This window comes from Kitasatospora sp. NPDC015121 (assembly GCF_055562955.1).
Genome location: NZ_JBVHEH010000023.1, coordinates 87747 through 113110, shown reverse-complemented (window position 1 = coordinate 113110; position 25364 = coordinate 87747). Strand labels below are relative to the sequence as shown.

The 25364-nt window shown below is 76.2% G+C and carries 20 protein-coding genes; 8 read left to right on the top strand and 12 right to left on the bottom strand.

Annotation, left to right across the window (positions count from 1 at the left end; genetic code table 11):
* Nucleotides 1-347: 347 nt before the first annotated feature.
* Entirely contained in the window at nt 348-2519 is a 2172-nt protein-coding gene (locus ACZ3J7_RS29900; RefSeq protein WP_465626445.1) for a hypothetical protein, read from the top strand.
* Between the two features lie 145 nt (nt 2520-2664).
* Nucleotides 2665-4833, top strand: coding sequence for a glycoside hydrolase family 27 protein (locus ACZ3J7_RS29895; protein ID WP_465626443.1), 2169 nt, complete (start codon nt 2665-2667; stop codon nt 4831-4833).
* Between the two features lie 210 nt (nt 4834-5043).
* Here ACZ3J7_RS29895 and ACZ3J7_RS29890 read toward each other — a convergent pair whose 3' ends face one another.
* Nucleotides 5044-5520 carry a MarR family transcriptional regulator gene (locus ACZ3J7_RS29890; protein WP_465626441.1) on the bottom strand — a complete coding sequence of 159 codons (477 nt, stop codon included), beginning with the start codon at nt 5518-5520 and terminating at the stop codon, nt 5044-5046.
* Between the two features lie 115 nt (nt 5521-5635).
* Between ACZ3J7_RS29890 and ACZ3J7_RS29885 the strand changes: the two genes are divergently transcribed.
* Both ACZ3J7_RS29885 and ACZ3J7_RS29880 read left to right on the top strand, forming a co-directional pair.
* Nucleotides 5636-5998 (top strand): HGxxPAAW family protein, encoded by a 363-nt coding sequence (locus ACZ3J7_RS29885; RefSeq protein ID WP_465626439.1) that lies wholly within the window; start codon nt 5636-5638, stop codon nt 5996-5998.
* 150 nt (nt 5999-6148) lie between these two features.
* Nucleotides 6149-6976, top strand: coding sequence for an HAD family hydrolase (locus tag ACZ3J7_RS29880; protein WP_465626437.1), 828 nt, complete (start codon nt 6149-6151; stop codon nt 6974-6976).
* 12 nt (nt 6977-6988) lie between these two features.
* On the opposite strand, the gene fabG is transcribed toward ACZ3J7_RS29880, so the two are convergent.
* From fabG to ACZ3J7_RS29865, 3 genes are all read right to left on the bottom strand, one after another.
* The gene (gene fabG / locus ACZ3J7_RS29875; protein WP_465626498.1) at nt 6989-7747 is read right to left on the bottom strand and encodes a 3-oxoacyl-ACP reductase FabG; all 759 of its coding nucleotides are present in this window, start codon (nt 7745-7747) and stop codon (nt 6989-6991) included.
* 52 nt (nt 7748-7799) lie between these two features.
* Nucleotides 7800-8987, bottom strand: coding sequence for a thiolase family protein (locus ACZ3J7_RS29870; protein WP_465626435.1), 1188 nt, complete (start codon nt 8985-8987; stop codon nt 7800-7802).
* A gap of 80 nt (nt 8988-9067) precedes the next feature.
* Nucleotides 9068-10216 carry an acyl-CoA dehydrogenase family protein gene (locus ACZ3J7_RS29865; protein ID WP_465626433.1) on the bottom strand — a complete coding sequence of 383 codons (1149 nt, stop codon included), beginning with the start codon at nt 10214-10216 and terminating at the stop codon, nt 9068-9070.
* A gap of 225 nt (nt 10217-10441) precedes the next feature.
* Between ACZ3J7_RS29865 and ACZ3J7_RS29860 the strand changes: the two genes are divergently transcribed.
* Nucleotides 10442-11077 carry a TetR/AcrR family transcriptional regulator gene (locus tag ACZ3J7_RS29860; protein ID WP_465626496.1) on the top strand — a complete coding sequence of 212 codons (636 nt, stop codon included), beginning with the start codon at nt 10442-10444 and terminating at the stop codon, nt 11075-11077.
* Nucleotides 11078-11087: 10 nt separating this feature from the next.
* On the opposite strand, the gene ACZ3J7_RS29855 is transcribed toward ACZ3J7_RS29860, so the two are convergent.
* Complete coding sequence (locus ACZ3J7_RS29855) at nt 11088-13184, bottom strand: phosphotransferase family protein (protein WP_465626431.1); 2097 nt, start codon at nt 13182-13184, stop codon at nt 11088-11090.
* Between the two features lie 65 nt (nt 13185-13249).
* Nucleotides 13250-14203 (bottom strand): alpha/beta hydrolase fold domain-containing protein, encoded by a 954-nt coding sequence (locus tag ACZ3J7_RS29850; RefSeq protein ID WP_465626429.1) that lies wholly within the window; start codon nt 14201-14203, stop codon nt 13250-13252.
* Nucleotides 14204-14360: 157 nt separating this feature from the next.
* Here ACZ3J7_RS29850 and ACZ3J7_RS29845 point away from each other — a divergent pair, with 157 nt between their 5' ends.
* Together ACZ3J7_RS29845 and ACZ3J7_RS29840 are read left to right on the top strand one after the other, a co-directional pair.
* Nucleotides 14361-15020: a TetR/AcrR family transcriptional regulator gene (locus ACZ3J7_RS29845; protein ID WP_465626427.1), complete on the top strand. Its 660-nt coding sequence runs from the start codon at nt 14361-14363 to the stop codon at nt 15018-15020.
* Between the two features lie 157 nt (nt 15021-15177).
* The gene (locus tag ACZ3J7_RS29840; RefSeq protein ID WP_465626425.1) at nt 15178-16839 is read left to right on the top strand and encodes a phytoene desaturase family protein; all 1662 of its coding nucleotides are present in this window, start codon (nt 15178-15180) and stop codon (nt 16837-16839) included.
* Nucleotides 16840-16917: 78 nt separating this feature from the next.
* Here ACZ3J7_RS29840 and egtD read toward each other — a convergent pair whose 3' ends face one another.
* From egtD to ACZ3J7_RS29810, 6 genes are all read right to left on the bottom strand, one after another.
* On the bottom strand, nt 16918-17904 hold the full coding sequence (gene egtD, locus ACZ3J7_RS29835; protein WP_465626423.1) for an L-histidine N(alpha)-methyltransferase: 987 nt from the start codon (nt 17902-17904) through the stop codon (nt 16918-16920).
* Nucleotides 17901-18677, bottom strand: coding sequence for an ergothioneine biosynthesis protein EgtC (gene egtC, locus ACZ3J7_RS29830; protein WP_465626421.1), 777 nt, complete (start codon nt 18675-18677; stop codon nt 17901-17903). Before egtC ends, egtD begins: the two co-directional genes overlap by 4 nt.
* The gene (egtB, locus tag ACZ3J7_RS29825) at nt 18677-20014 is read right to left on the bottom strand and encodes an ergothioneine biosynthesis protein EgtB (protein WP_465626419.1); all 1338 of its coding nucleotides are present in this window, start codon (nt 20012-20014) and stop codon (nt 18677-18679) included. Before egtB ends, egtC begins: the two co-directional genes overlap by 1 nt.
* Before the next feature lie 49 nt (nt 20015-20063).
* Nucleotides 20064-21338, bottom strand: a complete 1275-nt coding sequence (egtA, locus tag ACZ3J7_RS29820; protein WP_465626417.1) for an ergothioneine biosynthesis glutamate--cysteine ligase EgtA — start codon at nt 21336-21338, stop codon at nt 20064-20066.
* 143 nt (nt 21339-21481) lie between these two features.
* Nucleotides 21482-22588 carry an aminotransferase class I/II-fold pyridoxal phosphate-dependent enzyme gene (locus ACZ3J7_RS29815; RefSeq protein ID WP_465626415.1) on the bottom strand — a complete coding sequence of 369 codons (1107 nt, stop codon included), beginning with the start codon at nt 22586-22588 and terminating at the stop codon, nt 21482-21484.
* Nucleotides 22589-22662: 74 nt separating this feature from the next.
* Nucleotides 22663-24411, bottom strand: a complete 1749-nt coding sequence (locus tag ACZ3J7_RS29810) for a methyltransferase (protein ID WP_465626413.1) — start codon at nt 24409-24411, stop codon at nt 22663-22665.
* Nucleotides 24412-24763: 352 nt separating this feature from the next.
* Between ACZ3J7_RS29810 and ACZ3J7_RS29805 the strand changes: the two genes are divergently transcribed.
* A complete protein-coding gene (locus tag ACZ3J7_RS29805) occupies nt 24764-25225 on the top strand; it encodes a DIP1984 family protein (RefSeq protein ID WP_465626411.1) in 462 nt (153 codons plus the stop codon).
* Nucleotides 25226-25364: the final 139 nt, after the last annotated feature.

Genomic DNA, 25364 nt, shown 5'->3' with positions numbered 1-25364 from the left:
GCCGACAGGCGGACCGGGTGCGCGGCGCCGTCGGGCGTCTGGAACCCGACACCCAGGACGGTGGGTCCGAGCGAGCCGGTGCACGAAGGGCTCCGGCGTGCTCCCGGCCGCTCCCGGCGTGCCCCCGGCCGGTTCCGGCCGGTTTCGGTGGAGCCCGACCGCCGGGCCCCGCGGGAGCGTTCGAAACCGGGTCCGGGCCGTCGCGTCCCTCCCGGGACCCGGCCTGGCCCGGCCGCCCGCCGACCACGTATCGTGGCCGGGATCGTAGCGTGGTGGGGGACACCACGGCGTACAGGCACGACGTCGCACGGGCGACGGACGGGGGCGGTGACCGAACGGTGGCTGACGTGGCATCGACGAGTGGCGGCGGCCCGGCGGACGCCGACCCGGAGGAGACGGTCAAGCTCCCGGCGAACACGCCCGTCCCGGAGCGGCCGCCCGTCCTCGAGAAGACGCTCGAAATCCCGCCCGGCGCGGATCCGTTCGCCACCTCCATCAACCTGGTGGTCCCGGACGCCGCGCTCAGCGCCACCCGCACCATCCCGCTGCCCACCCCCACCCCCGCCGGCGGCACCCCCCTCCCGCCGCCGCCCGCCACCGCCCCGCCCGGCGGCACCGGCTGGACCGGCACCTTCCAGGTCGCCCCCGCCGACCCCCAGCCCCCCGCCGCCCCCGCGCCGGCCGCCGTCCCCGGTGCGCCCGCCGCGTCCGGCCCGCTCGTCGCGCCCGCCGCGCCCGCCGCGCCCGTCGCGCACGGCATCGGCGGCGGACTGCGCGGACGCATCCTGGTCGTCGAGGGCGGCTACGGCGGCGGCCGCCGCTGGGGCCGCGGCGGCACCGGACAGCCCTCCGTGCTCTCCGCCGCGCTGGCCGGCGTCGCCCCCCAGGTGCTGCTCTCCGCCGACCAGGTCGACGCCGTCCACCTGCCCGGCGCCAGCGACCCGCAGACCGTGCTGGCCCACCTGCGTGCCGCCGCCCGCCACCCCGGCCCGCTGCTGATCCACCTCGGCGGCCACCTGATCACCGACCGGCGGGGTGAGCAGCTCTACCTCTCGCTGCGCGAGAACAAGCCCTCCGAGAGCCTGCCCTGGTCCGCCGTCGCCAACGAACTCCGGCACCGCGGCACCGAGTTGGACACCCTGGTGATCGGCGACCTGAGCGCCGACCAGGTGGTCTGGCCCGGTCTCGCCGCCACCGCCGGACAGCAACTCTCCGACGGCGTGCCGCTCTGGGCCATCGTCAACCACGACCCCGACCAACTGGGCACCTTCACCCGGGCGTTGATCGAGACCCTGCACCGCGGCCGACCCGGCGCCGAGCAGTTCCTCACCCCCGAACTCGTCCGCCAGCAGGTTCACTCGGTGCTGCGCCCCGACACCGTGGCGATCGCGGCCCACCCCGCGGACCGGCCCTACTTCCGCAACACCGCCCGGCAGATCGGCACCGGCGAACCGACCGCCGCCGCCCCGGCCGCGGCCCCCGCGCGCACCGAGAACGGCCCGCCGCCGGCCGCCGCCGCGCCCGAGCCCGCCCGGCCCCGGCTCGCCCCCGGCTGGACGCCGCGCGGCCTGGTCTCGCTGCGCAAGGCCGGCGTCCCGGCCACCCCGCCGCGCCGGAAGATGATCGTCTCGCTGGTCAAGGGCGAGCCGATGGTCCCCGAGGACGCGCTGACCGCCACCGGCACCATTCCGCTGGTCCCGCCCGGCGGGTCCGCGTCCGTCACGCCCGCCCCGTCCACCGAGCCCGCCGCGCGCGTCCCGCTGGGCAAGCCGGAGCCGGGCGCGCCCCGGGTCGACCTGGGCAAGGGCGGCACCCCGGTGGCCGACCCGCTCGCCGCGACCGTCCCGCTCGACAAGTCGGCCGCCGCCGCGCCGCTGCTCGAACGCGCCCCCGAGCCGGAGCCCGCCCCCCGGCACGACCCGCTCGCCGCCACCACCCCGCTGCCCGGCCCGGCCGCCGCCCCGGCGACCGTCCCGCCCGGCGGGCCGGACGGCTCCGGCGCGCCCGACGCCGTGCGGCTCGGCAAGCCGGCCCCGGCCCCCGCCCCCGTCGCACCGGATTCGCCGCCGCCCGGACAGGTGCCGCCGCAGGAGTACCTGGAGGCGATCGGGGACATCGTCCGCAGCGCCGAGGCGGGCGACCACGACACCGCGTCCGCGCTCGCCCTCGCGCTGGAGGAGAAGGCCGTCGGCGCGTACGGGGCGCACGCGACCGTCGTGCTGCAGGTCCGTCAGGTCCGCGCCCACGTCAGCCGGGTCGGCGGCCGGCCCGCCGTCGCCGCCGAGCTGTACCGCGAGGTCGCCGCCACGCTGCTGCGCACCGACGGCCCCGAGCACCCCGAGACCCAGCGCGCCGTCACCAACGCCGAGGCCTGCTGGCGCGCCGTCGGGGACACCGCGGAGGCGATCCGGATCGCCCCCGACATCATCGAGCTGCGCGCCCACCTCCCCGGCCCCGACAACCGCAAGCTCCGCGCCGCCGAACGCTACCTGCGCCAGCTCGCGGAGGCCCGCGGCTAGGCCCGCGTCCTCCCGCCGGGCCGGTCCGCGGGCGCGCGGCGGTGCTTGGTGTGCGACCCGGTGGCGGGGGGATCCGGCCGGTCTGGTGGAATGCCGCCACTGGGACGGCCCGCCGGGCCGTCCGCATTCGTGTGGGGAGGACGGATTGAATCCGATCCGTGGGTTGCGGGGGTTCGCCGCCACCGTGGCGCTGGCCGTGACCATGACCGCCGCGCCGGTCGCCCTGGTGCTGGGGAGCGCGCCGCCGGCACAGGCGTCGGACAACGGTCTGGCGGCCACGCCGCCGATGGGGTGGAACGACTGGAACGCCTTCGGGTGCGACGGGCTCAACGAGGGGCTGGTGGAGAGGACGGCCGACTTCCTGGTCTCCTCCGGCCTGCGGGACGCGGGCTACCAGTACGTGAACCTGGACGACTGCTGGATGAAGTCGGCGACGGGCTGGAACGACCCGACCAACGGCCGCGACGCCGCGGGCCGGCTGCAGCCGGACCCGGTGAAGTTCCCGCACGGGATCGACGGGGTGGCCCGCTACGTCCACTCCAAGGGGTTGAAGCTCGGCATCTACGAGAGCGCGGGCTGGCGCACCTGCGCGTTCCCGGCCGTCCCGGGGACCGACCGGTACTTCCCCGGCAGCATGGGCCACGAGGCCGTCGACGCCCAGACCTTCGCGGACTGGGGCGTCGACCTGCTGAAGTACGACAACTGCGGCAACTTCTACAAGCCGTACGACCCCTCGGTGCCCGCCGGGAAGGACTGGGCGGACCGGTTCCCGGTCATGGGGCAGGCGTTGAGGAACACCGGCCGTCCGATCGTCTACAGCCTGTGCTCGCCGGGCGAGCCGAACGTCGCGCTCGCGCCGCAGGTCGGGAACATGTGGCGCACGTACAAGGACATCTCGCCCACCTGGTCGGTGCCGGCCGACAGCGCCTACGGGTCGCTGCTGGACAACTACCACGAGAACGCGAAGTTCGCGTCCTCGGCGCGTCCCGGTGCCTGGAACGACCCCGACATGCTGGAGATCGGCACCACGACCTCCATGGGCACCCTGACCCCGGACGAGGCGCGCTCCGAGTTCAGCCTGTGGGCCGTGATGGCGGCGCCGCTGATCGCCGGGACGGACCTGACCACCGCCTCCCCCGAGACCCTGGCCATCTACGGCAACCGGGACGTGATCGCGGTCGACCAGGACCCGCTGGGCAGGCAGGGCGTGCCGGTGCCGTCGGCGCCGGGCACGTCGATCATGGCGAAGCCGCTGGCCGGCGGCGACGTGGCGGTGACGCTGTTCAACGAGAGCGACACGACGCGGACCATCGCCACCACCACGTCCGCCATCGGCCTGCCGGCGTCGCCGTCGTTCCGCCTCACCGACCTGTGGGCGCACACCACCGGCAGCAGCACCGGGATCGTCTCGGCGACCGTGGCCCCGCACGCCACCGTGATGTACCGGGTGTCGCCGGGCGCCCCGGGGCGGGTGTCGCTGCAGATGACCGACAGCGGCGGCGCGATGGCCGCGCAGGTCGGCGACCTCGCCACCGGGGGCTTCGCCCCGCAGTGGTCGCACCCGGAGGGTTCCGGCCTGACCGGTCTGACCAGCATCTCGGCCGGCACGCTGGTGCACGTCTACGGGATCGCCGGCGGCCGGGTGTTCGGTGAGGACCTGGACACCGTGACGGGCCGGTGGAGCGGCTGGCGGGAGATCCCCGGCGGCGCGACCGGGGTCCGGGACATCAGTGCGAGCATCGTCGGCAACGTGGTGCAGTTGCTGATCGCGGGCTGGGACGGGTCGATGTGGCTCCAGCGCGGCGACTACAACGCCGGTCACTTCGACACGGGGTGGACCCGGGCCGACGACGCCCCGCTGTCCAGGCTGACCAGCGTGGCGTCCGGCACCAAGGTGCACATCTACGCCATCGCGCTCGGCCGGGTCTACGGCGAGGACCTGGACACCGTGACGGGCGCGTTCAGCGGCTGGCACGAGATCCCCGGCGGCGCGACCGGGGCCTCCGACATCACCGCGAGCATCGTCGGCAACGTGGTGTACCTGGAGATCGTCGGCGGGAACCGGACCATGTTCGGCCAGGTCGGCGACTACAACGCCGGCCACTTCGCCCAGGCGTGGACCCAGCTGCCCGGCAGCGGCCTCGGCGCGCTCACCAGTGTGGCCTCCGGCAGTCGCGTGCACGTCTACGGGACGGCGGGCGGCCTGGTGTTCGGCAGCGAACTGGACACCGCCACCGGCCGCTGGAGCGACTGGAGCCAGGTGCCCGGCAACGCCGTCAACGCGGCGGACCTGACGGTGGCGGCCGTCGCCTGACTCCGGCGGGAACCCCCGGCCGGCGGGCCTCCCGCCGGCCGGGACGGGGCCGGTCACCGATTCGGTGGCCGGCCCCGTCGGCTTCGGGCCCGGGGTGCCGGACGACGGGACGACGGACGACGGGTGCCGGGTGTCGGATGCCGGGTGCTGGCGGGGGGTGCCGGCGAGGGCGTGTCGGGCCTTCACGGCCTCCGGCCCCGCGGGCGCCCCTCAGTCGCGGATCTCGGCGAGCGACTCGGCCATGGCCTCGCGGGCACGGGTGAACCAGTCGGCGAGGACGGCGACTTCGGCGGGGGAGTAGTCGGCGAACAGGGCGGCCAGGCGGCCGTAGAAGGGGCCGTAGACCTGGAGGATCCGGTCCTGGGCGTCGTCGGACATGGTGATCCGGACCCGGCGGCGGTCGGCGGGGTCGGCCTCGCGGCGGGCGTAGCCGGCCTTCTCCAGGCGGTTGAGGACGCCGGTGACGGCCCCGGTGGTGAGCTGGGCGCGTTCGGCCAGGTCGCCCGCGGCGAGTGGTGCGCCGGACTGCGCGGCCTCGATCACGAAGCCCAGGCAGGTCAGGTCCGTGGTGTTCAGGCCGAGCCGGGCGGCGATGTCGTGCTGGCCGAACTGGGCCAGGGCGATCATCCGGTCCATGGCCTGCAGGGCCTGCTCCGGGGTGGCCCGGGGGCGGGGCTTGCCCTCCACTCGAAATCTCCTTAGCATCTAAGTTACTTAGCTCGTGAGATAAATGGTCGGTGGGGGCGCCAATCCCCCGCTCCGGCCCGTCTCCGCACCCGCCCATCACACCAAACGAGGACGCATGAACGCACACGGCGACCACGACATGGGGCACACCGTCGCCGGCTGGACCGGCACGGCCCTCGGCATCCTGGCCTTCACCACGGCCGGCGCGGGCCTGGTCCTGGCGTCACCCGCCGCTCTGTGGAGCGGCGTCGCGCTCGCTCCGGCCGCGGCGCTCGCCACCTGGCTGCTGCACCTGGCCGGCTGGGGCAAGCCCAGCGGGCCGCGGCCGCCCGACCAGCGGCACTGGCGCGTCCGGGACCACTCGGCCCGGGCCGGTCACCCCGGCTGCGCGGGCTGCCGGCTGGCCCTGCGCGGCCGGGCCCGGCGGGCGCCGACGGCCGCCCGCCCGGCCGCCCGCACGGCCGGGGCGGCCGGCTGACCGCTCCGGGCGTGCGGGGCGGTGTCCGCCGCCGGGGAGCCGTCGTCCGTGAAGTCCCACTGCTCCGGAGGGTTCTCGCCCACGCGACGGTCCTCTCCGGGTCGGGTCGCGCTGCTCGGGCGGCCCGCGACGGGCGCTACTCTCCCGGGCATGCCGTCCTCCCGCTTCCACGCCGTGGTGTTCGACTTCTTCGGCACGCTCACCCCCGCGGTCCCGTCCCGGGTGTGGGACGAGCACGCCGCCCGCAGTGCGGCCCCGCTGGGGATCGCGCCGGAGCGGTGGCGGCGGGCCTGGGACGAGTCGTGGGAGGAGCGGGCGACCGGGCGGCTGCGCGGACTGCGGGAGACCGTCGTCGAGTTGGCGGCCCGCTGCGGGGTGCCGGAGCCGGCCGGGTCGGCGCTGTGGCAGGCCTGCGAGGCCCGGCGCGCGGCGCAGCGGGAGCTGTTCGAGGTGCGGCCGGAGGCGCCGGGGGTGCTGGAGGGGATCCGCCGGGCCGACGTGCGGATCGGGGTGCTCAGCGACTGCTCGTCCGAACTCGCCGACGACTGGGCGCTGTTGCCGGTCTCCCGCTGGGTGGACACCGCGGTCTTCTCCTGCCGGGAGGGCCGCCGCAAGCCCGATCCGGCGCTGTACGCCGAGGTGGTGCGGCGGCTCGGCGTCACCCCCGAGCGCTGCCTGTACGTGGGTGACGGCGACGGCCGGGAGCTCAGCGGCGCGGCCGCCGCCGGGATGACCGCCGTCCAGCTGCGTGCCGAGGACTGGGCCGAGCACGAGGCCGAGGACCGCGAGTCCGACTGGACGGGCCGGCGGGCCGCGAGCCTGGTCCAGGTCTCGACCGGACTCGACTACCCGGGCGTCCTCCAGCCGGAGTCCGAACGCCCGCCCGCCGGACCGGCCCCCGTCCCGCCGCAGGCCGGGGCGGCCGCTCCGGACGGGCGGGCGGAGCCGGGGCGGGCCCGCCGGTGGCCCCGGCGCTGAACGCCGGCTCGCTCAGCGCGCGCCGCCGTTGACGTACAGGGTCTGGCCGCTGACGTACGAGGCGTCCTCGCTGGCCAGGAAGGCGACCACGGCGGCGACCTCCTCGGGGCGGCCGACGCGGCGCAGCGGCGTGCGGGCGGCGACCTCGGCCTGGTGGTCCTCGGGGGTGGCGCCGACGCGTTCGGCGGTCGCGGCGGTCATCGAGGTGGCGATGTAGCCGGGGGCGACGGCGTTCACGTTGACGTTGTAGGGGCCAAGTTCGATGGCCAGGGTCGCGGTGAGGCCCTGGATGCCGGCCTTGGCCGCCGCGTAGTTGGCCTGGCCGCGATTGCCCAGCGCGGAGCGCGAGCTGAGCGAGACGATCTTGCCGTACTTCTGCGCGACGAAGTACCGCTGCGCGACGTGCGCGCAGTTGTAGGCGCTGGTCAGGTTGACCGCGAGCACGGTGTCCCAGTCCTGCTTGGGCATCTTGAAGAACAGGTTGTCGCGGGTGATCCCGGCGTTGTTGACCAGGACGTGCACCCCGCCCAACTCCTCGACCACGGCGGCGAACACGGCCTCCACCGCGTCGTAGTCCGCCACGTCGCAGCCGAACCCGCGCGCTCGGCCGCCGGCCGAGGTGATCTCCTTGACGGTGCCCTCGGCGCGCTCCGCCGTGAGGTCGACCACGGCCACCGCCGCGCCCTCCGCAGCCAGCAGCCGGGCCGTCGCCGCACCGATGCCCTGCGCGGCCCCGGTCACCACCGCCACCTTGCCGTCGAACCTGCCCATCGCCGCACTCCGTTCCTGACGTTCCGTCATGTCTGTTGTTGAATCAGGGGGTTCAGTCGCGCTCGACCAGGACGGCGGAGCCCTGTCCGACACCGACGCACATGGTGGCCAGGCCGCGGCGGGCGCCGGTGCGGCGCATCCGGTGCAGCAGGGTGGTGAGGATCCGGGCACCGGAGCAGCCCAGCGGGTGGCCGAGCGCGATCGCCCCGCCGGAGGGGTTGACCAACTCCGGGTCGATCCCCAACTCGCGTACGGAGGCCAGCGCCTGGGCGGCGAACGCCTCGTTGAACTCGGCGGTCTCCAGGTCGGTGAGCTTCCAGCCGGAGCGCTCCAGCACCCGCCGGGTGGCCGGCACCGGTCCGATGCCCATCACGTCCGGGTGCACGCCCGCCGAGGCGCCCGCCACGTACCGGCCGAGCGGCTCCAACTCCAGCTCGGCCAGGGCTCGTTCGCTGACCAGCAGCAGCGCGGCGGCGCCGTCGTTCATCGGCGAGGCGTTGCCCGCGGTGACCGTCCCGCCCGGCCGGAACACCGGCTTCAGGGCGGCGAGCTTCTCGGCGGTGCTGTCGGGCCGGATCGACTCGTCGCGGTCGACCACCGTCCCGTCCGGCCTTGCCACGGGCAGCAGTTCGGCGTCGAAGTGCCCCGACTCCCGCGCGGCGGCGGCCAGTCGGTGGCTGCGCAGGGCGAACGCGTCCTGTGCGGCGCGGTCGACGCCGTAGCGGGCGGCGACCTCCTCGGCGGTCTCGCCCATCGACAGGACGCCGTGCAGCTCGCGCATCCGCGGGTTGGTCAGGCGCCAGCCGAGCCGGGTGTCGAAGGTCTCCATCCGGTGCGGCAGCGCCTCGTCCGGGCGGGGCAGCACGAACGGGGCGCGGCTCATCGACTCGCAGCCGCCCGCGACGACGACGTCCGCCTCGCCGGAGCCGATCGCCCGGGCGGCCGAGGTGACGGCCTCCATCCCGGACGCGCAGAGCCGGTTGACGGTCGCGCCCGGCACGCTGTCGGGCAGCCCGGCCAGCAGGACGGCCATCCGGGCCAGGTTGCGGTTGTCCTCGCCGGCCTGGTTGGCGGCGCCCCAGTACACGTCGTCGATCCGCGCCGGGTCCAGCGCGGGCACCTCGGCGAGCAGTCCGCGCAGCACGGCCGCCGACAGGTCGTCGGGCCGGACGGCGGACAGTGCGCCGCGCAGCCGCCCGATCGGGGTGCGGCGGGCGGCGGCGATGAAGACCGGAAGCACTTCGGCGGGCTCCTTGTCGGAAGGTCGAACGGTCGGAAGGTCGAACGGTCGGAAAGGGGGCGGGGCGGGGGAGGGCCGGGTCAGAAGGCGTTGACGCCGGTCAGCGAGCGCCCGATGAGCAGCTTGTGGATCTGACTGGTGCCCTCGTACAGGGTCATCACCCGGGCGTCGCGCAGGTACTTGCCGACCGGGTACTCGTCGATGAAGCCGTAACCGCCGAAGACCTGCAGCGCGTTGTTGGCGCAGCGCACCGCCGCCTCGGAGGCGAACAGCTTGGCGACCGAGGACTCGGTGGCGAACGGCAGGCCGCGGTCGACCAGGTCGGCGACCCGCCAGGTCAGCAGCCGGGCCGCGTCGACGTCGACGGCGATGTCGGCCAGCAGCTCCTGCACCAACTGGTGGGCGGCGATGGGCTTTCCGAACTGCTTGCGCTCCCCGGCGTAGCGCACCGCCGCGTCCAGCGCGGCCTGCGCGATGCCGACGCAGCCCGCCGCGACCGACATCCGGCCCTTGGCGAGGGCCGCCATCGCGACCGTGAAGCCCTTGCCGACCTCGCCCAGCCGCGCACCGTCCGGCACCCGGACCCGGTCGAGGACCAGCTCGGCGGTGGCCTGCCCGCGCAGGCCCAACTTGCCGTGCACCAGCCGCCGTTCGAAGCCGGGCGCGTCGGTGGGCACCAGGAAGGCGGTCACCCCGCGGTGCCCGGACCCGCCGCTGCGGGCGAAGACCAGGGCAACGTCCGCCCACGTCCCGTTGGTGATGAACATCTTCGTGCCGGAGAGCAGCCAGTCGTCGCCGTCGCGCTCGGCCCGGGTGGTCAGGTTCGCCGCGTCCGAACCGGTGCCGGGCTCGGTCAGCGCGAAGCAGCCCAGCGCCTCGCCCGAGCACAGCCGGGGCAGCCAGGCGCGCTTCTGCTCCTCGGTGCCGAACGCGCCGACCGACTTGGCGACCAGCCCCAGCGAGACCGACACCACGCCGCGCACCGAGGAGTCGCCGCGTCCCAGCTCCTCCAGCACCAGGCAGTACGCCAGGTGGTCGCCGCCGCTGCCGCCGTACTCCTCCGGCAGGGTCAGGCCGAGGAAGCCCAGGTCGCCGAGCTTCCGGACGACGCCCAGGTCGATCGACTCGGCCCGGTCCCACTCGGCCGCGAACGGCACGATCTCCCGGTCGGTGAACGCGGCCGCCAGCTCCCGCACGGCGGCCTGCTCCTCGGTCAGTTCCAGGTCCACGCGGCGACACCCCGAACGCTCGACACCCTCGACGATCCTGCGGCGCCCGTAAAACTAGCACTGCAAGTTTTAAGGTGACTGTAGCCCGCACCGGCCCGCGGCGGAAGAGCACCCCGCAGGACCGGCGGCGGCACCTGAGACAATGACCCCCGACCCGGCCCGACCCCCTCGGCCCGACCCCCGTCCGACCCCCCGTCCGACCCCCGCGCGCCCCAGGAGGCGGAGATCGCCCGACCCCGCACCCCCCTGCTCAGCCGCGACCGGATCATCACCGCCGCGCTCGCCCTGGTCGACGCCGAGGGCCTGGCCGCCCTCTCCACCCGCCGCCTGGCCGCCGAACTCTCGGTCAGCGGACCCTCGCTGTACAACCACTTCGCCACCAAGGACGAACTGCTCGACGCCGTCGTCGACAGTGTGATGGGCGAGGTCGACCTCACCGTGTTCGACGCGCCGGACGACTGGCGCACCGCGCTGCGCGCCTGGGCCCGCTCCTACCGCGCCGCCCTGGCCGCCCACCCCCACCTGGTCCCCGTCCTCGCCCAGGGCCCCGGCCGCCGCCCCAACGCGCTGCGCCTCGCCGACGCCGTCTTCGGCTGCCTGGTCGAGGCCGGCTGGCCGCGCGGCCAGGCCACCCGGATCGGCGCCCTGATGCGCTACTTCGTCACCGGCTCCGCGCTCGGCTCCTTCGCCGCCGGCTTCCCCGACGACGCCGCGCTCTACGCCGCCGCCGACTACCCCCACCTCGGCGACGCCCACCGCCTCGCCGAACACCGCCGGGCCGTCGACGAGGGCGCCTTCGACACCGGCCTGGACGCCCTCCTCGACGGCCTGGACCTGCGCTACCGCCGCCTGAACCCCTGAGCCGGCGCCACTACCCGGCCTCGTGGTCGCGGCAGCCCCCGACGCACGCCCCGGGCTCCGGCAGCGTCCAGTGGAACGGCAGGAAGTCCATCGCCGCCCGCGAGTCCGCGACGAGCTCCGGCAGGCCCACCGGGCGGCGCAGCAGGCAGCGGTGGCGCAGCAGCTCCTCGGCCTCCGCCCGGGTCAGCCCTTGCACCCGGTGGTGGTCCGACAGCCGCTCGGGACGCGGGACGACGTTCAGCCGGTCGCCGTCCGCCGTCCGGAAGTCCATCCGGTGGCGGGTGCCCCACTGCGAGTTCGACCCCCAGCCGTGCGAGAGGTCCACCGGCCGCCGCCCGCGCCGCCGGAACGCCCAGTACACCGGCGAGGCGTCCGCCCAGCCCGGCTCGGCCACCCGGGCGCCCGCCCGGACCCGCACGCCGGCGCGGGTGAACAGCAGCTCGCCGAGGACGAACCCCGGCCAGAGCACGTCCAGCAGCTCGATCGGCGCGTCCGGGTCCTCGGCGGGCACCAGCTCGGCGATCTCGTGCAGGAACGGGTCGAAGCCGTCCGCCGCGCCGACCTCCGCCATCCCGAGCCGGGCGAAGAACGCCCGGTAGCCCGCCGGGTCGAGGCCCGGCCGGGTCCCGTCCCGGGCCGGCTCGTCGCCGTACGGGGGCTGGAACCCCAGGGCGAGCGTGTCCGCGGTCCGGCTCAGCGCGTACAGCTCCTCCTCCAGCCGGTTCTGCTCCTCCCTCGGCCGCGCGGTGAACGTGTCGTACGCGGCCGCCGCCGCCAGCCGCTCCGGGTAGCCGGGCAGCGCCTGCGCCGCCCAGCCGTCCAGCACCTCCGCCGTCGTGCCGGTGCCGCCCATCCACATCAGCGCCTCGTACAACTCCCGGCCCGCGCCCAGCGGTTCGGAGCCGGAGGTCGGGAACAGCGCCTTGCGCAGCGCCCGCCGGACCTCGCCGACCGGATCGCCCGCGTGGTAGGGGTGTTCGCTGGGCTCGATGCCGTCCAGGAACTCCTGGTAGCGCAGTGCGAAGTGCACGTGCACCAGGGGGGCGGCCAGCTCCAGCGCGTGCTCCGGGCGGCTGTCGGGGGCCAGTTCGCGCCAGGCCGCCACCCAGCGGGAGCGCAGGTCCGCCCAGCGGTCGGGGGAGAGGAACGGCGCCGGGCGCAGGCCGTCCAGGGCCGGGTGGCCCCAGGCGGCGTCGGAGAAGTCCAGGACGGTCGCCCGCTCGCCGTCGAAGCGCCAGTTGCCCGGGTGGAAGTCGCCGTGCACCAGGGTCGACGGCAGCCCGCAGCGGTCGAGTCGCTCCGCCAGGTCGGGCAGTCGCTCGGCCAGTCTCCGGGCCTGCGCGTACTCCGCCGCCGACAGCTCGGGGCGCAGCCGCTCCAGCAGCGCCGGGAAGCGGGCGGCCAGTGCGGCCGGTGAGCAGTCCGCCAGCCCGTCCGGGCCGTCCGGCGCGGTCGCCGCCTGGACGGCCGCCCACCGGTCGACGACGCTCAGCATGCCGTCCTCCGGGGCGCCCCAGCAGTCCACGCCCGGTACGTCCGCGAGCAGTGCGCGCCGCCCGTCCGAGGCCAGCACCGTGGGGGCCAGGCCCGGCCGGGCCGCCTCGATCCGGGCGATCACCGCTGCCTCCGGCACCGCGAACGGCGGCGTGCTCTTCAGCCAGACCGGGCCCCCGGCGGTCGGGAACCGCGACAGCGCCGACAGGTTCCAGCTCCGCACCTGCTCCACCGGGCCGGTCCTGGGACGGCCGAGCTTCGCCAACTCGCCGTCCGCCCAGGCCCATTCGGCTGCCAGGCCGTCCGCCGAGGCCCAGCCCAGCCGCAGCGGGTGCCCGGTGTCGGCCACCTCCGTCGGGGTCAGCGCGCCGGTAGGGGCCTCGGACGCCACCGCCAGGTACACCACCTCGCCGCCACCACCGCCCTCGCCGCCCGTCACCGACAGCAGCCGCAGCACCGCCAGCGGCGCCCCCGCCAGCCGGGAGGCCACCTCGGCCACCTCGCCGACCTGCGCCCAGTAGGGCGACGCGGTCGCGAACGGCCCCACCGCCCCCACGCGTTCGCCCCGCCACTCGACCACGACGGTCGCCGTCCGCTGCTCAGTCGTCTGCACCGGGGAATTCTCCGGACCGCGCCCGGTGCCCGCCACCGAATATCGGACACCGGGCGCGGCGGCCCCTACCCGTCCAGCAGGGCCGTGCGCAGGAAGCCGAGCACCTCCGCCCGCGCGGCGCGCGCCTGGGCTTCGAGGGCGGGCAGGCCCGGCAGGGTCAGGAAGGCGTGCGGGGCGCCCGGGTACTCGACCAGCCTGGTCGGGACCCCCGTCGCGCGCAGCCGTTCGGCGTGGCGGCGGCCGTGGTCGGCGACCGCGTCCAGGGTCGGCACCAGCACCAGCGCCGGAGCCGTCGCACCCAGCCGGTCCGCGTGCAGCGGCGACAGCGCCCGGGCCTCGGCCGGGTCGCCCGAAGGGATGCCGAGCCGCCGCACCAGGCGCAGCAGCGGCAGGGTCGGGCCGGGCCGCTCCCCGTGCGCGGCGACCGACGGGTGGTCGAGCATCGCGGCGGTGACGTCCACCACCGGGTTGACCAGCACCTGGGCCCGCAGCGGCAGGCCCTCGTCCACCGCCCGGACGGCCGACAGGGCGCTGATCAGCGCGCCGCAGCTCTCGCCGAAGACCGCCACCCGCGCCGGGTCGACCCCCCACCGCCCGGCGTCGCGCACCAGCCGGGCCAGCACGTCCCAGCCGTCGGCGGCGGCGTCCGCGAGCGGGAGGCCGGGGGCCAGCAGCCGGTGCTCGACCGAGACGACCAGGGCGGGCAGGCGGGCCGCGAGGTGGCTGTTCGTCCAGTCACACTGCGTCGCCGTGCCGACGATCCCGCCACCGTGGACGTGCACCACCAGCGGCAGCGGGTCCCCGGCGGCGGCCGGGCGGTGCACCCGGACCGACAGCTCGCGGCTGGGCAGCGCGAGGACGTGCCACTCGCCCGGCGCGTCCGGGTCCGGCGCGCCGAGCACCGCCCGGGCGGCCGGCGAGCGGCGGAAGCGGTTCTCGGCCTCGGCGTAGGCCGCCAACTCCTCGGCGGTGACCGTGTCGTAGTCCGGCTCCGGCGGCCTGGCCGGGTTGCTGTCCATGGTGTGCTCCCCCTCCCGGCGCCCGCGCCGGGTGCGTGTCGTCGTGGTGCCGTGCGCCCATTAATGCACGCACCGCGTGCAACATCAAGTGCACAGGTGGGCGCACTCCTGCGGGCATGGAATAGGCTGGAGCCGGACGCGACGGAGGAGGGGCCAGATGACCGGCCGCAGGCGATGGACCACCGAGGAGATCCTCGACAAGGCGGCGGAACTGCTGCGCACCGGCGACACCGAGGCCTTCAGCGTGCGCCGGCTCGCCGCCGCGCTCGGCACCGACTCCTCCAGCCTCTACCGGCACTTCCGCAACAAGACCGAACTGCTGCGCGAGGTCGCCGACCGGGTCCTGCGGGACGCCATGGCCGACCACCGCACCGAGGACGCCGCCGACTGGAAGGAGCGCGTCACCGCCCTGGCGCTGCGCCTGCGCGCCGGCTTCGCCGAACAGCCGCAACTCGCCGCGATCTGGGGACGCTACGGGTCCGGCGGGACCGGATCCCGGCTGGTGATGGAGGAGTTGCTGCGGATCCTGCGCGACGCCGGCCTGCCGGACGCGCAGGTCCCGGTGCGCTACCACCGCCTGGTGGTGCTGCTCTCCGCGCTGATCTCCGCCGAGGGCGGCCTGGGGACGATCACGCCCGAGGAGTACGAACAGGGGCGGGAGCAGTTCCGGGTCGCCGTGCTCGGCGCCGACCCCGAGCGCTTCCCGAACCTGGCCCACTACGCCCGCGAGCTGCGTCCGCTCGGCGCGGACCGCCGGGCCGCGTTCGAGGAGCTGCTGGCCGTCCAACTCGCGGACGTCGAAGCCTCCCTGCCCTGACCGCCGGGCCCCGCCGCCCCGCACCCGTTTCGGGAGGAGGCCGTAACCGGCGCGCCCCCGGGGAGTTGCACCGGGAGGTGGACCCCCTCCGCCCCGTGGGCAGCGGTCCTGCCCGGTGGCGGGCCGGCCCCGGCGGTCGGCGGCGGAGGTGACGGACATGGCGGGACGCGTACGGGTGGGCAGGCCGCTGGCGGCGGGCGCGGTCGCGGACCGGTACGACGCGGTGGTGGTCGGCTCCGGCGCCGGCGGGCTCACCACCGCGGTCTGCCTGGCCCGCCAGGGACGCCGGGTGGCGGTGTTCGAACAGCACTACACCGCGGGCGGCTACACCCACGCCTACCGGCGCCGCGACTGGGAGTGGGACGTCGGCATCCACTACGTCGGCCAGCTGGCGCCGCGCGAGCCGGTCCGGGTGGTCTCCGACTACCTGACCGGCGGCACGCTGCGCTGGGCCCCGGTCGGGGACCCGTGCGACGAGTACCGGCTGGCGGACGAGACGCACCGGGGCCCGGTCGGCTTCGCCGCCCACCGGGCCGAACTGATCGCCCGCTTCCCCGCCGAACGGCCCGGCATCGAGGCCCTGTTCGCCCTGGTGGGGCGGTGCCGGGCGGTGCTCCCCGCCCTGGCGCTGGGCCGCCTCTCGGGCCCGGTGGCGCGGCGGCTGGCCCGCCCGCTGCGGGCACTGGCGGTACCGCCCGAGGCGATGCGCCCGGCCCGGGAGGTGGTGCGGGGGCTGATCGGTGACGAGCGCCTGCGGCAGGCCGTCCTCACCCGCAGCGCCCTGCTGCTGGCCGACTCCACCGCCAACCTGCCGTTCTTCCTGCTCGCCGTGATGTTCGAGCACTTCCGGACCGGGGCCTGGTACCCGGTGGGCGGCAGCGCCGCGATCGCCTGCGCGATGCTCGACCCGATCCGGGCCGCGGGCGGGGAGGTCTTCGTCCGCGCACCGGTCGCCCGGATCGAACTGGACGGGACCCGGGCCACCGGCGTGCGCCTGGCGGACGGCACCCCGGTGCGCGCCCCGGTGGTGGTCAGCGCGGCGGGCGCGCACCACACCTACCGCACCCTGCTGCCGGCCCCGGGCCCCGGACGGCCGCACCCCGCCGCGGACCGCCTGGACGGCATGCGGCGCGGATTCCCGTTCGTGGTGCTCTTCCTCGGCCTCGACGGCGACCCCGCCGAACTCGGCCTCCCCCGGCACAACCTCATGGTCACCGACGGGGACTGCGACGCCTTCTTCGACGGCACCGGCGGGCGCACCAGCGGCTGCTTCCTCTCCTTCTCCTGCGCCAAGGACCCGACCTGGACCGCCCGCAACCCCGGCCGGTCGACCGGCGAGATCCTCGCCTACGTCCACCCGGAGCTGTTCGCGCCCTTCCACGGCGCGCCCCCGCCCCACCGTGACCCGGCCTACCTGGAGCTGAAGGCCGAACTCGCCGCCCACCTCCTCGGCGTCCTCCACCGCCACCTGCCCCGCACCCGCGGCCGGGTCGCCTACCACGAGCTCGGCACCCCGCTGACGGCCGAACGCTTCACCGCCTGGCCCGGCGGCAGCCTCTACGGGCTCGCCAAGGACGTCACGGCCTTCGGCGACGGCCGCCGACCCGGCCGGGCGGACTGGCTGCGCCCGCGCACCGCGATCGACGGCCTCTACCTCTCCGGTCAGGACTGCCTGGCCGGGGGCTTCCTCGGCGCGGTCACCGGCGGCCTGCTCGCCGCCCACGAGGCGTTGGACCGGCCGGGCCGCGCCCGCCTGTGGGCGGGCCTGCTGCGGCAGGGCGTCCGCCCGCCGGCCCCGCCCGGGCCAGGCCGGACCTGACCGGGCCAGACCTGACCGGACCGGGCCTGGGCGGCCCGGCCCGGACACCGGCGCCGGGCCGGTCAGCCGGTCAGCCGGTCAGTCGGAGCCGTCCTCCGACGGGCTGGCCAGGGACAGGCCGAAGCGTCCCTCGTCGTCGGTCCACCAGTCGGCCAGGCGCAGGCCGGCCGCGAACAGCTCGCGCTCGACGCGCTCGCGGCGGAACTTCGCCGAGACCTCGGTGTACAGCTCCTCGCCGGCCTCGAAGTGCACCGGCAGGCCGAGTTCGGCGACCTTCACGGTCTGCGCGCGCCGGGCGCGCAGCCGCATCTCGATCCACTCGTTCTCGGCGTCCCAGAGCGCCACGTGCTCGAACTGCTCCGGTTCGAAGTCGGCGTTCAGCTCCCGGTTCAGCACCGACAGCAGGTTGCGGTTGAACGCGGCCGTGACGCCCGCCGCGTCGTCGTACGCGGCGACCAGCACGGCGGGGTCCTTGACCAGGTCGGTGCCGAGCAGCAGCCAGTCTCCGGGCAGGAGTTGGGCCCGCAGACCGGTCAGGAACGCGGCGCGTTCGGCGGGCAGCAGGTTGCCGAGGGTGCCGCCGAGGAACACCACCAGGCGCGGGCCGCCGCCCTCGGGCAGGCCCAGGCCGGCGGTGAAGTCGGAGAGCACGGCGGACACCTCGAGGCCCGGGTACTCGACGGTCAGCGCCTTCGCGGCCGATTCGAGGGCGCTCTCGCTGACGTCCACCGGCACGTACCGCTCCAGGGTGCCGGCGGCGCGCAGCGCGTCCAGTAGCAGGCGGGTCTTCTCCGAGGAGCCGGAGCCGAGTTCGACCAGGGTGCGGGCGCCGGTGGTGGCGGCGATCTCGGCGGCGCGGGCGGCCAGGATCTCCCGCTCGGCCCGGGTCGGGTAGTACTCGGGCAGCCGGGTGATCTCCTCGAACAGCTCGGAGCCGCGGGCGTCGTAGAACCACTTCGGGGGCAGCCGCTTGGGGTGCGAGGTCAGCCCGGCCAGCACGTCCGCGCGCAGCGCGTGGTGCAGGTGGTCGGGGGGCAGCAGGCGGGTGAGCTGGTATCCGGTCACCGGGGTGCGTCCTCTCGGGTGCGCGGGCCGACGGGGGCCAGCGGGATCAGCGAGCTGCCGGCCGCGTCGGCCACCAGCAGGGTGCGGTCGGGGACTTCGGACCAGCCGGGCCCGTCGTCGAACGGCTCGGAGGCGACCAGGACGGAGCCGTCCGGGTCACGGCGCTGGAACAGGGTGTCGCCCCAGGCGGTGGCCGCGATCGACGTGCCGTCGGTGGCCAGCAGGTTGATCCGGGCGTCGGCGGTCCCGGCCGCCAGCAGGCAGACCTCGGCGAGCGCGTCGCCGAGCTTCACCCCCGCCCGCAGCCGGTTCAGCGCCAGCGCCCACAGCAGAGCCGAGTCGGTGCGCGCCTCCAGCTCCAACAGCTCGGTGGCGGGCAGCAGTTCGGCCAGCGGGGCGAAGGCGTCCGGCCAGCCCGGCAGCGCGCCGTTGTGGCTGAACAGCCAGCGTCCGGCCGCGAACGGGGCGGCGGCCTGCGCCCCGGCCGCGCAGCCCGCGGTGGCGGAGCGGACGGCGCCCAGCACCGCGTGCGAGCGCACCACCCGGGCCAGGTCGGCCAGGTCGACGTCGGCCCAGATCGGGCCCTCCCGCCGGTAGCGGGCCGGCCGTTCGTCGCCGGCCGCGTACCAGCCGACGCCGTAGCCGTCCGCGTTGACGGTGCCGTAGCGCTGCAGCCGGGGCGCCCAGGACTGCCGCAGCAGCCCGTGCGGCGGGTCGAGCAGCACCGAGCGGATCGGCACCGCCCCTCCCAGGTAGGCGAAGTGACGGCACATCAGGACGTTCCCCCCGGCAGCGGCTCCGCGTCGCGGGCGGTGCGGAAACCGGAGAAGATCTGCCGCCGGACCGGGTAGTCCCAGTTGCGGAAGGTGCCCCGGCAGGCGACCGGCGCGACCGCGAACGAGCCCCCGCGCAGCACCTTGTACTCCGGGCCGAAGAACACCTCCGAGTACTCCCGGTACGGCCAGGCCGAGAAGCCCGGGTAACCGGTGAAGTCGCTGGACGTCCACTCCCACACGTCGCCGATCAACTGCCGGGCGCCGTACGGCGACTCGCCCTGCGGGTAGGCGCCGACCGGGGCCGGGCGCAGGTGCCGCTGGCCGAGGTTGGCGTGCTCCGGGCCGGGCGGGGCGTCGCCCCACGGGAAGCGCCGGGAGCGGTCGGAGGCCGGGTCGTGCCGGGCGGCCTTCTCCCACTCCGCCTCGGTCGGCAGCCGCCGCCCGGCCCACCGGGCGTACGCGTCGGCCTCGTACCAACTCACGTGCAGCACCGGCTCGTTCTCCGGCACCGGCTCCAGCCGGCCGAAGTGCCGGCGCAGCCACTGGCCGCCCTCGCGCCGCCAGAACAGCGGCGCGGTCAGGTCGGCGGACTTCCGGTGCGCCCAGCCCTCGGGCGTCCACCAGCGCGGGTCGTCGTAGCCGCCGTCGGCGAGGAAGCGCTGGTAGGCGCCGTTGGAGACGGGCGTGGTGTCCAGCCAGAAGGCGGGCAGGTCGACCCGGTGGGCCGGGCGCTCGTTGTCCAGCGCCCACGGTTCGGTGTCGGTGCCCATCGTGAACGGACCGGCGGGGACCAGGACTTCGGCGGGCAGCGACCCGCCGGTGGCGGCGGGCGGCGGCGGGTCGTCCAGCACGGCCGGGCCCCGGCGCAACTGGTGGGTGATCAGCATGGTCTCGTCGTGCTGCTGCTCGTGCTGGGCGACCATGCCGAACGCGAAGCCGGCGTCCAGCAGCGGCGCGCCCTCCAGCGGGGAGGCGGCCAGCAGGTCCAGCACCCGGCCGCGCACCTCGTGCGCGTAGGCGCGGGCCTCGGCGGGCGGCAGCAGCGGCAGCCGGGGCCGTTCGGCGCGCGGGTGCTCGAAGGCGTCGTACAGCGGGTCGATCTCCGGGCGCATCGGGTCGCGGCCGCCGACGTTGCGCAGCAGCCACAGCTCCTCCTGGTTGCCGATGTGCGCCAGGTCCCACACCAGCGGCGACATCAACGGCGAGTGCTGGGCCACCAGTTCGGCGTCGTCGACGGCCTCGGTGAGCTGTGCGGTGCGCTCCCGGGCGGCGATCAGCTCGGTGGCGATCAGCTCGCGCAGCAGCGCGGGGTCGGTCCGGTCGGCGTTCAGCACGGGGTCTCCTGCGGCGCGGCGGGCTGGACGGAGCGGGGGAGGGAGGGCGTCAGCACGGGGCGTCCTCCTGGAGGGCGGGGGCGGCGCCGCCGCGCAGGGCGGCCAGCTGGTCGTCGGCCGGGCAGCGGCCGCGGGCCGGGTAGCGCTCGGCGAACTCGACCAGGTCGGCCCGCAGCGTGCTGTCCCGGCGGGCCAGCGCGCGTTCGGCGGCGGCGAAGCAGAGCAGCGCGGCGCGGCGCAGGTCCGGGTCGGCCATGCCGAGGGCGGCGGCCCGCCGCCACAGGCCCGAGCGCGGGGCGCGGCTGCCCGCGTGGCCGAGCCGCTCCAGCGCGGCGCGGGCCTCGTCGGCGGCCCGCGGGTCGTCCAGCAGCGCGCTGACCAGGGCCAGCGGCACCCGCCAGCCCTCGCCCGGCTGGGCGTCGATCATCCGCAGCTCCAGGTGGCCCCGGGGACGCACCGGCGGGAAGAGCGTGGTGCGGTGGTAGTCCAGGTCGGCCTCGGTGGGGGGCCGCTCGCCCGCGCCGCGCAGCCAGTCGCGGAAGGTCAGCCCGGCCGGCGCGTCCCAGGGCAGCCCCTCCGGGCGGCGCACGCACAGCAGCGCGGCGTCCAGCACGTAGTCCGTCCAGGCGGTGCGCGGGTCGGCGGTCGGCGGCGGGGCGAGCGTGCGGGTGGGGTCCATCCGGGACCACACCAGCTGCCGGGTCGACTTCCAGCCGGTCGGGCGGCCCTCCAGCAGCGGCGAGTTGGCGAACGCCCCGACCAGCACCGGCCCCAGCTCGTGGGTCAGCCGCCAGCGCGCGACGTGGTCGGCGGCCGTGCCGGCGTCCACGCAGACCTGGACGGAGGCGGTGCCGGTCATCATGATCCGGCCCCACGGGCCGCCGCGGTCGAAGTACCGCCCCATCGCGTGGTAGCGCGGGTGGGTGGCGAGCATCCGCCGCTCGCGGTCCATCGGGTCGGTGCCGCTGCCGGTCAGCCGCAGGCCCTCGGCGGCCAGCGCCGCCCGCAGCGCCGCCTGGTCGGCGGCCAGTCCGGCCGCGCAGTCGGCCGGGTCGGCGGCGGGCGGGGAGCTGAGCTCGACCTGCCCGCCGGGTTCACGCGTCAGCCGCGACCCGGCCGGGAGCACCGGACCGTCGGCCGAGTCGGGCAGCACCGCCAGCGCGGCCGCCACCCGGTCGGGATCCACCGGCACGCCGGGACATCGGACGTCGTGGACGAACCACTCCGTCTCCACCCCGACCAGCGCGGGCGGCCCGATCTTGAAGCAGATGGCGCCGAGCTGTCGTTCGGCCGACGCCTCGGTCAACTCCGCCCGACCCGTCACACTGTGTATCGGATCGTCGGCCGGAGCGATCTCGTGCGGACGTACGGATGTCACCGGGTTTCACCATCCCTCGGTACGCGACTTGAGCCCGGTTGTTCCTGCTCAGTCTGCTCCGGGGCAAACCTCGATGCCGCCCGAAGCGCTCATTCGCAGGTCAGGCGGGTGAGAGCGGTGCGCAGGCGGCCCAGTGGGAGGGCGAAATTCAGCCGCAGGCGCCCGGAACCGGCCGTTCCGAAATCCGCCCCGTCCGCCAGTTCGACGTCACACCGGGTGAGGACCTCGGCCCGGGTGCCGAGCCCCGCCCCGTCCAGCCACAGCAGGTACGAGGCCTGCGGACGCGCCAGCACCGCCCCGCCCAGCGCCGCCACCGCCAGCTCCCGGGCCCGCACCAGGTGCGCCAGCACCCCGTCCAGCCACGGCCCGCCCCCCGCCAGCGCCGCCCGCTGCGCCACCGCCCCCAGCAGACCCCCCTCCCATAGCCCGAAACCCGCCATCACCGCCGTCAGCCGCTCCCGCAGCCCCGCGTCCGGGACCAGCGCGAAACAGCTCGGCAGCCCCGACACGTTGAAGGTCTTGCCGACCGAGTTCAGCGTCACCACGTTCGCCGCCCCGCCCGTCACCGCCACCGCCACCGGCTGCTCCACGCCGGCGTCCGGGTGCCGCAGGTCGCCGTGCACCTCGTCCGACACCAGCAGCCCCGGCCCGGCCGCCGCCGCCAGCGCCCGCACCTCCCCGGCCGACCAGACCCGGCCGCTCGGATTGTGCGGACTGCTCAGCAGCACCAGCCCCGGCCGGGCCGCCGCGACCTCCGCCAGCGGCAGCCGGTACGGGTCCGCCGGGTCGCCGGTCTCCCGCAGCGGCAGCTCCCGGACCGCCACCCCCGCCGCCCCGCACACCCGCGCGAAACCGCCCCACTCCGGCGTCACGAACACCGCCGGACCCGGTAGCGGCCGCACCGCCTCCACCAGCAGCCGCACCGCCGTGCCCGGCGCGAACGGCAGCAGCATCACCCAGCGCGGATCCACCTCCACCCCGTGCCGCCGCCGGTACCAGTCCGCCACCAGCACCCGGTCCGCCGCCTCCGCCACCGGGTACCCGAACGCCGGGTGCCCGGCCCGCGCCCGCAGCGCCGCCCCCACCCCGGGCGGCCCCGGCAGGTCCATGTCCGCCACCCCCATCGCGATCCGCCCCGCCCCCGCCCGCGCCCACTTCGCACTGCCCGTCCCCGCCCGCGAGAACTCCTCGAACACCCCGCACTCCCTCCGCCGCCGCCACGCTCCGCCCCCCACGGTAGGACCCGCCCGGCCGACCCGCCCGCCCGCGGTCAACCGGCGCCCACGGCCGCCGACTTGCGCACCCGCAGCACGTACGCGTCCAACGGCAGCGGGTCGCGGCCCGCCAACTCCAGCCCCGCGTCCGCGAACAGGCGCGCGTAGTGCCCGGCGGTCCGCTCCCGGCCCCCCACGTTGCAGCGCATGTGCAGGTCCCAGGCGGCGGCCAGCGACGGGGCGCCGTCCTCCGGCAACAGGCGCTCCACCACCAGCAGTTCGGCGTGCCCGGGCATCGCCGTCGCCAGGTGGCGCAGGATCTCCCGGCAGCGCCCGTCGTCCCAGTCGTGCAGCACCCGCGACAGCAGGTACACGTCCCCGCCCGCGGGCACGTCCGCGAACCCGCCCGCCCGGCACTCGACCCGGCCGCCGCACCCCGCGCCGTCCAGGAACGCCCGCGCCGCCGCCGCCACCTGCGGCCGCTCCAGCAGGACACCGCGCAACCCCGGGTGCACGGCCAGCAGCCGGGCCAGCAGCTCCCCGGTACCGCCCGCCACGTCGACCACCGTCCGCGGCGCCGCCGGCGACGACGCGGCCGCCGCCGCCCGGACGGCCGGATGCGCCGGCAGCGGATCGAACATCCGGGCGCTCGCCGCCATCGAACGGTCGAACAGCTCCGCCAGCTCCGGATCACCCGCGAAGTGGTCGAAGTGGTTCGCGCCGAACAACTCGTCGAACGCCACCCGCCCGGTCCGCACCGTCCCCGCCAACTCCCCGAACGAACGGTAGAACGGCCCCGCGTACAGCAGCGCCAACGGCCGCAGCGAACCCGCCGCACCCGCCCGCAGCAGCTCCCCGGCCGGCGCCAGCCGGTACCCCCCGCCGTCCGCCACCACCGCCCCCAGCGTCGCCAGGTAGCGCAGCAGCGAACCCAGCGCCTCCGCGTCCGCGCCCACCTCCGCCGCCAACTCCCCGGCACCGCGCGGCAGCCGCGGATCCATCGCGTCCGGCACGCCCAGTTCGGCGAACACCCCCAGCGCCTGCGTCGCCCACGCCCCCGTCAACTGCCGCAGCAGCACCTCGGCCGGACCGCCCGCCCGGTACCGGGCCAGGTGCTCGGCCAGCAGCTCGCGATGGTCGCCCGGCGCGTACAGCTCGATCCGCGGGTACCCCGCCTTCGAGTCGGCGGGCGCCGTGAAGTACAGCACCGTGCCGTCCTCGTGCGGGTTGTAGCCGCCGCCGTCCGGCCGCGCGCCGCGCCGGTCCAGCAGCGCGCACAGGCCGCGCAGCACCAGCGGATCCGGCCGCACCACCTCGAAGCCCAGGTGCGCCTCGTGCTGCGCCGCCCGCTCGCGCGCGGCCAGCGCGGCGAGGTCCGAACCCGGCGGGACGGTCAGCGCGAACACCTCCACCACCCGCCGCTCCCCGTCCGCACCCGTCACCGCCGGCCGCAGGATGCCCACCGCCAGCCCCGCCGCGTCCCGCCCGTACCGCGCCGCCAGCCGCTCCCGCACCACCGTGCTCGGCCTCGGCGCCTCCCGCACCGCCAGCCCCGCGCCCGCCAGCATCCCGTCCAGCGCCGCACCGTCCGGCGGGAAGACCAGCAGCGCGGTGTGCGCGAACCGGCAGCGGTCGGTCAGCGCCCGCAGCTCCACGCCGTCCAGCCCCGGCAGCAGGGCGCCTAACAGGGCGGCGGTGTCGTGGCGGCGGGCGTGGTCGGCGGCGGCCCGGAGCAGCTCCGCGTCGGTCACGATCGCGGTCCCGGGCGTGGGTGTGGTCAGGGTCGTGCTCGTGCTCGTGGTCATGGCGGGGCGTCCTCGGAGAGGGGAGGGGGAAGGGTGATGCGTGGGCGAAACGTTTCTGGGGGGAGGGGCGCGCCACGGGACGGTGCTGCGCCCGCATGGGGGAAGGGCGCAGCTCGACGGCGCGGAGGCGGGTGCGACGGGCACCGCCCCTCCGGAGGGACCTGGCGGTCCGTCAGGCGTGTTGATCCTAGTCACCGGCGAAGCGCGCTTTCATCCGGATTCACCCGGTTGGCCCGGAATTCCCGCCGAGGTCCGCGCCCCGGGCGGCGGACCCGCGCGGACCGCCGCCCGGAACGGCGGGCATACTGGCCCGACGATCAGCCGTACCCGGAACGACAGAGGTGACGACGCGGTGAAACTGGCCGAAGCGCTCGCGGAACGGGCGGCCGCGGTGCGGCAGGTGGAACAGCTGCGGACGCGCGTCGTCGGCAGCGCCCGCCACCAGGAGGGCGAGGAGCCCGCCGAGGTCCTGGCCGAGGCCGACCGGACCCTGGACGCGCTCGAACGGCTGATCCGCCGGATCAACCGCACCAACTCCACCGCCCGCGTCGAAGGCGGCGGCACCCTCACCGACGCCCTCGCCCGCCGCGACGTCCTGCGGCTGCGCCACTCGGTGCTCACCTCCGCCGCCGACGCCGCCTCCGGCCGCGGCCAGGGCGGCTCCGTCCGCCAGCTGAGGTCCGAACTGCGCATCCTCTCCGCCCTGCCGGTCGCCGAACTGCGCGCCCGCGCTGACGTGCTGGCCAAGGAGATCCGCGAGGTGGACACCCTGATCCAGCGCACCAACTGGGAGATCGACCTGATCGAGGACTGACCTCCCCCACGAACCGGGTGCGGGAAGCAGGTAGTCGCCACGGAGGCGTGCACAGACCGCGGCCGGCGGTTCATCCGGCCACTGGCGCGTGAAGGGCAACGCCGGGGTTCGACTCCCCACCACAGTGCAGCCCAGCACC

Excerpts from the sequence above, each read along its gene's own strand:
- ACZ3J7_RS29885 (WP_465626439.1), top strand. The coding sequence starts at position 5,636 with ATGAACGCACACGGCGACCACGACATGGGGCACACCGTCGCCGGCTGG.
- ACZ3J7_RS29880 (WP_465626437.1), top strand. The coding sequence starts at position 6,149 with ATGCCGTCCTCCCGCTTCCACGCCGTGGTGTTCGACTTCTTCGGCACG.
- fabG (WP_465626498.1), bottom strand. The coding sequence starts at position 7,747 with ATGGGCAGGTTCGACGGCAAGGTGGCGGTGGTGACCGGGGCCGCGCAG.
- ACZ3J7_RS29850 (WP_465626429.1), bottom strand. The coding sequence starts at position 14,203 with ATGGACAGCAACCCGGCCAGGCCGCCGGAGCCGGACTACGACACGGTC.
- ACZ3J7_RS29845 (WP_465626427.1), top strand. The coding sequence starts at position 14,361 with ATGACCGGCCGCAGGCGATGGACCACCGAGGAGATCCTCGACAAGGCG.
- ACZ3J7_RS29840 (WP_465626425.1), top strand. The coding sequence starts at position 15,178 with ATGGCGGGACGCGTACGGGTGGGCAGGCCGCTGGCGGCGGGCGCGGTC.
- egtC (WP_465626421.1), bottom strand. The coding sequence starts at position 18,677 with ATGTGCCGTCACTTCGCCTACCTGGGAGGGGCGGTGCCGATCCGCTCG.
- ACZ3J7_RS29810 (WP_465626413.1), bottom strand. The coding sequence starts at position 24,411 with ATGACCACGAGCACGAGCACGACCCTGACCACACCCACGCCCGGGACC.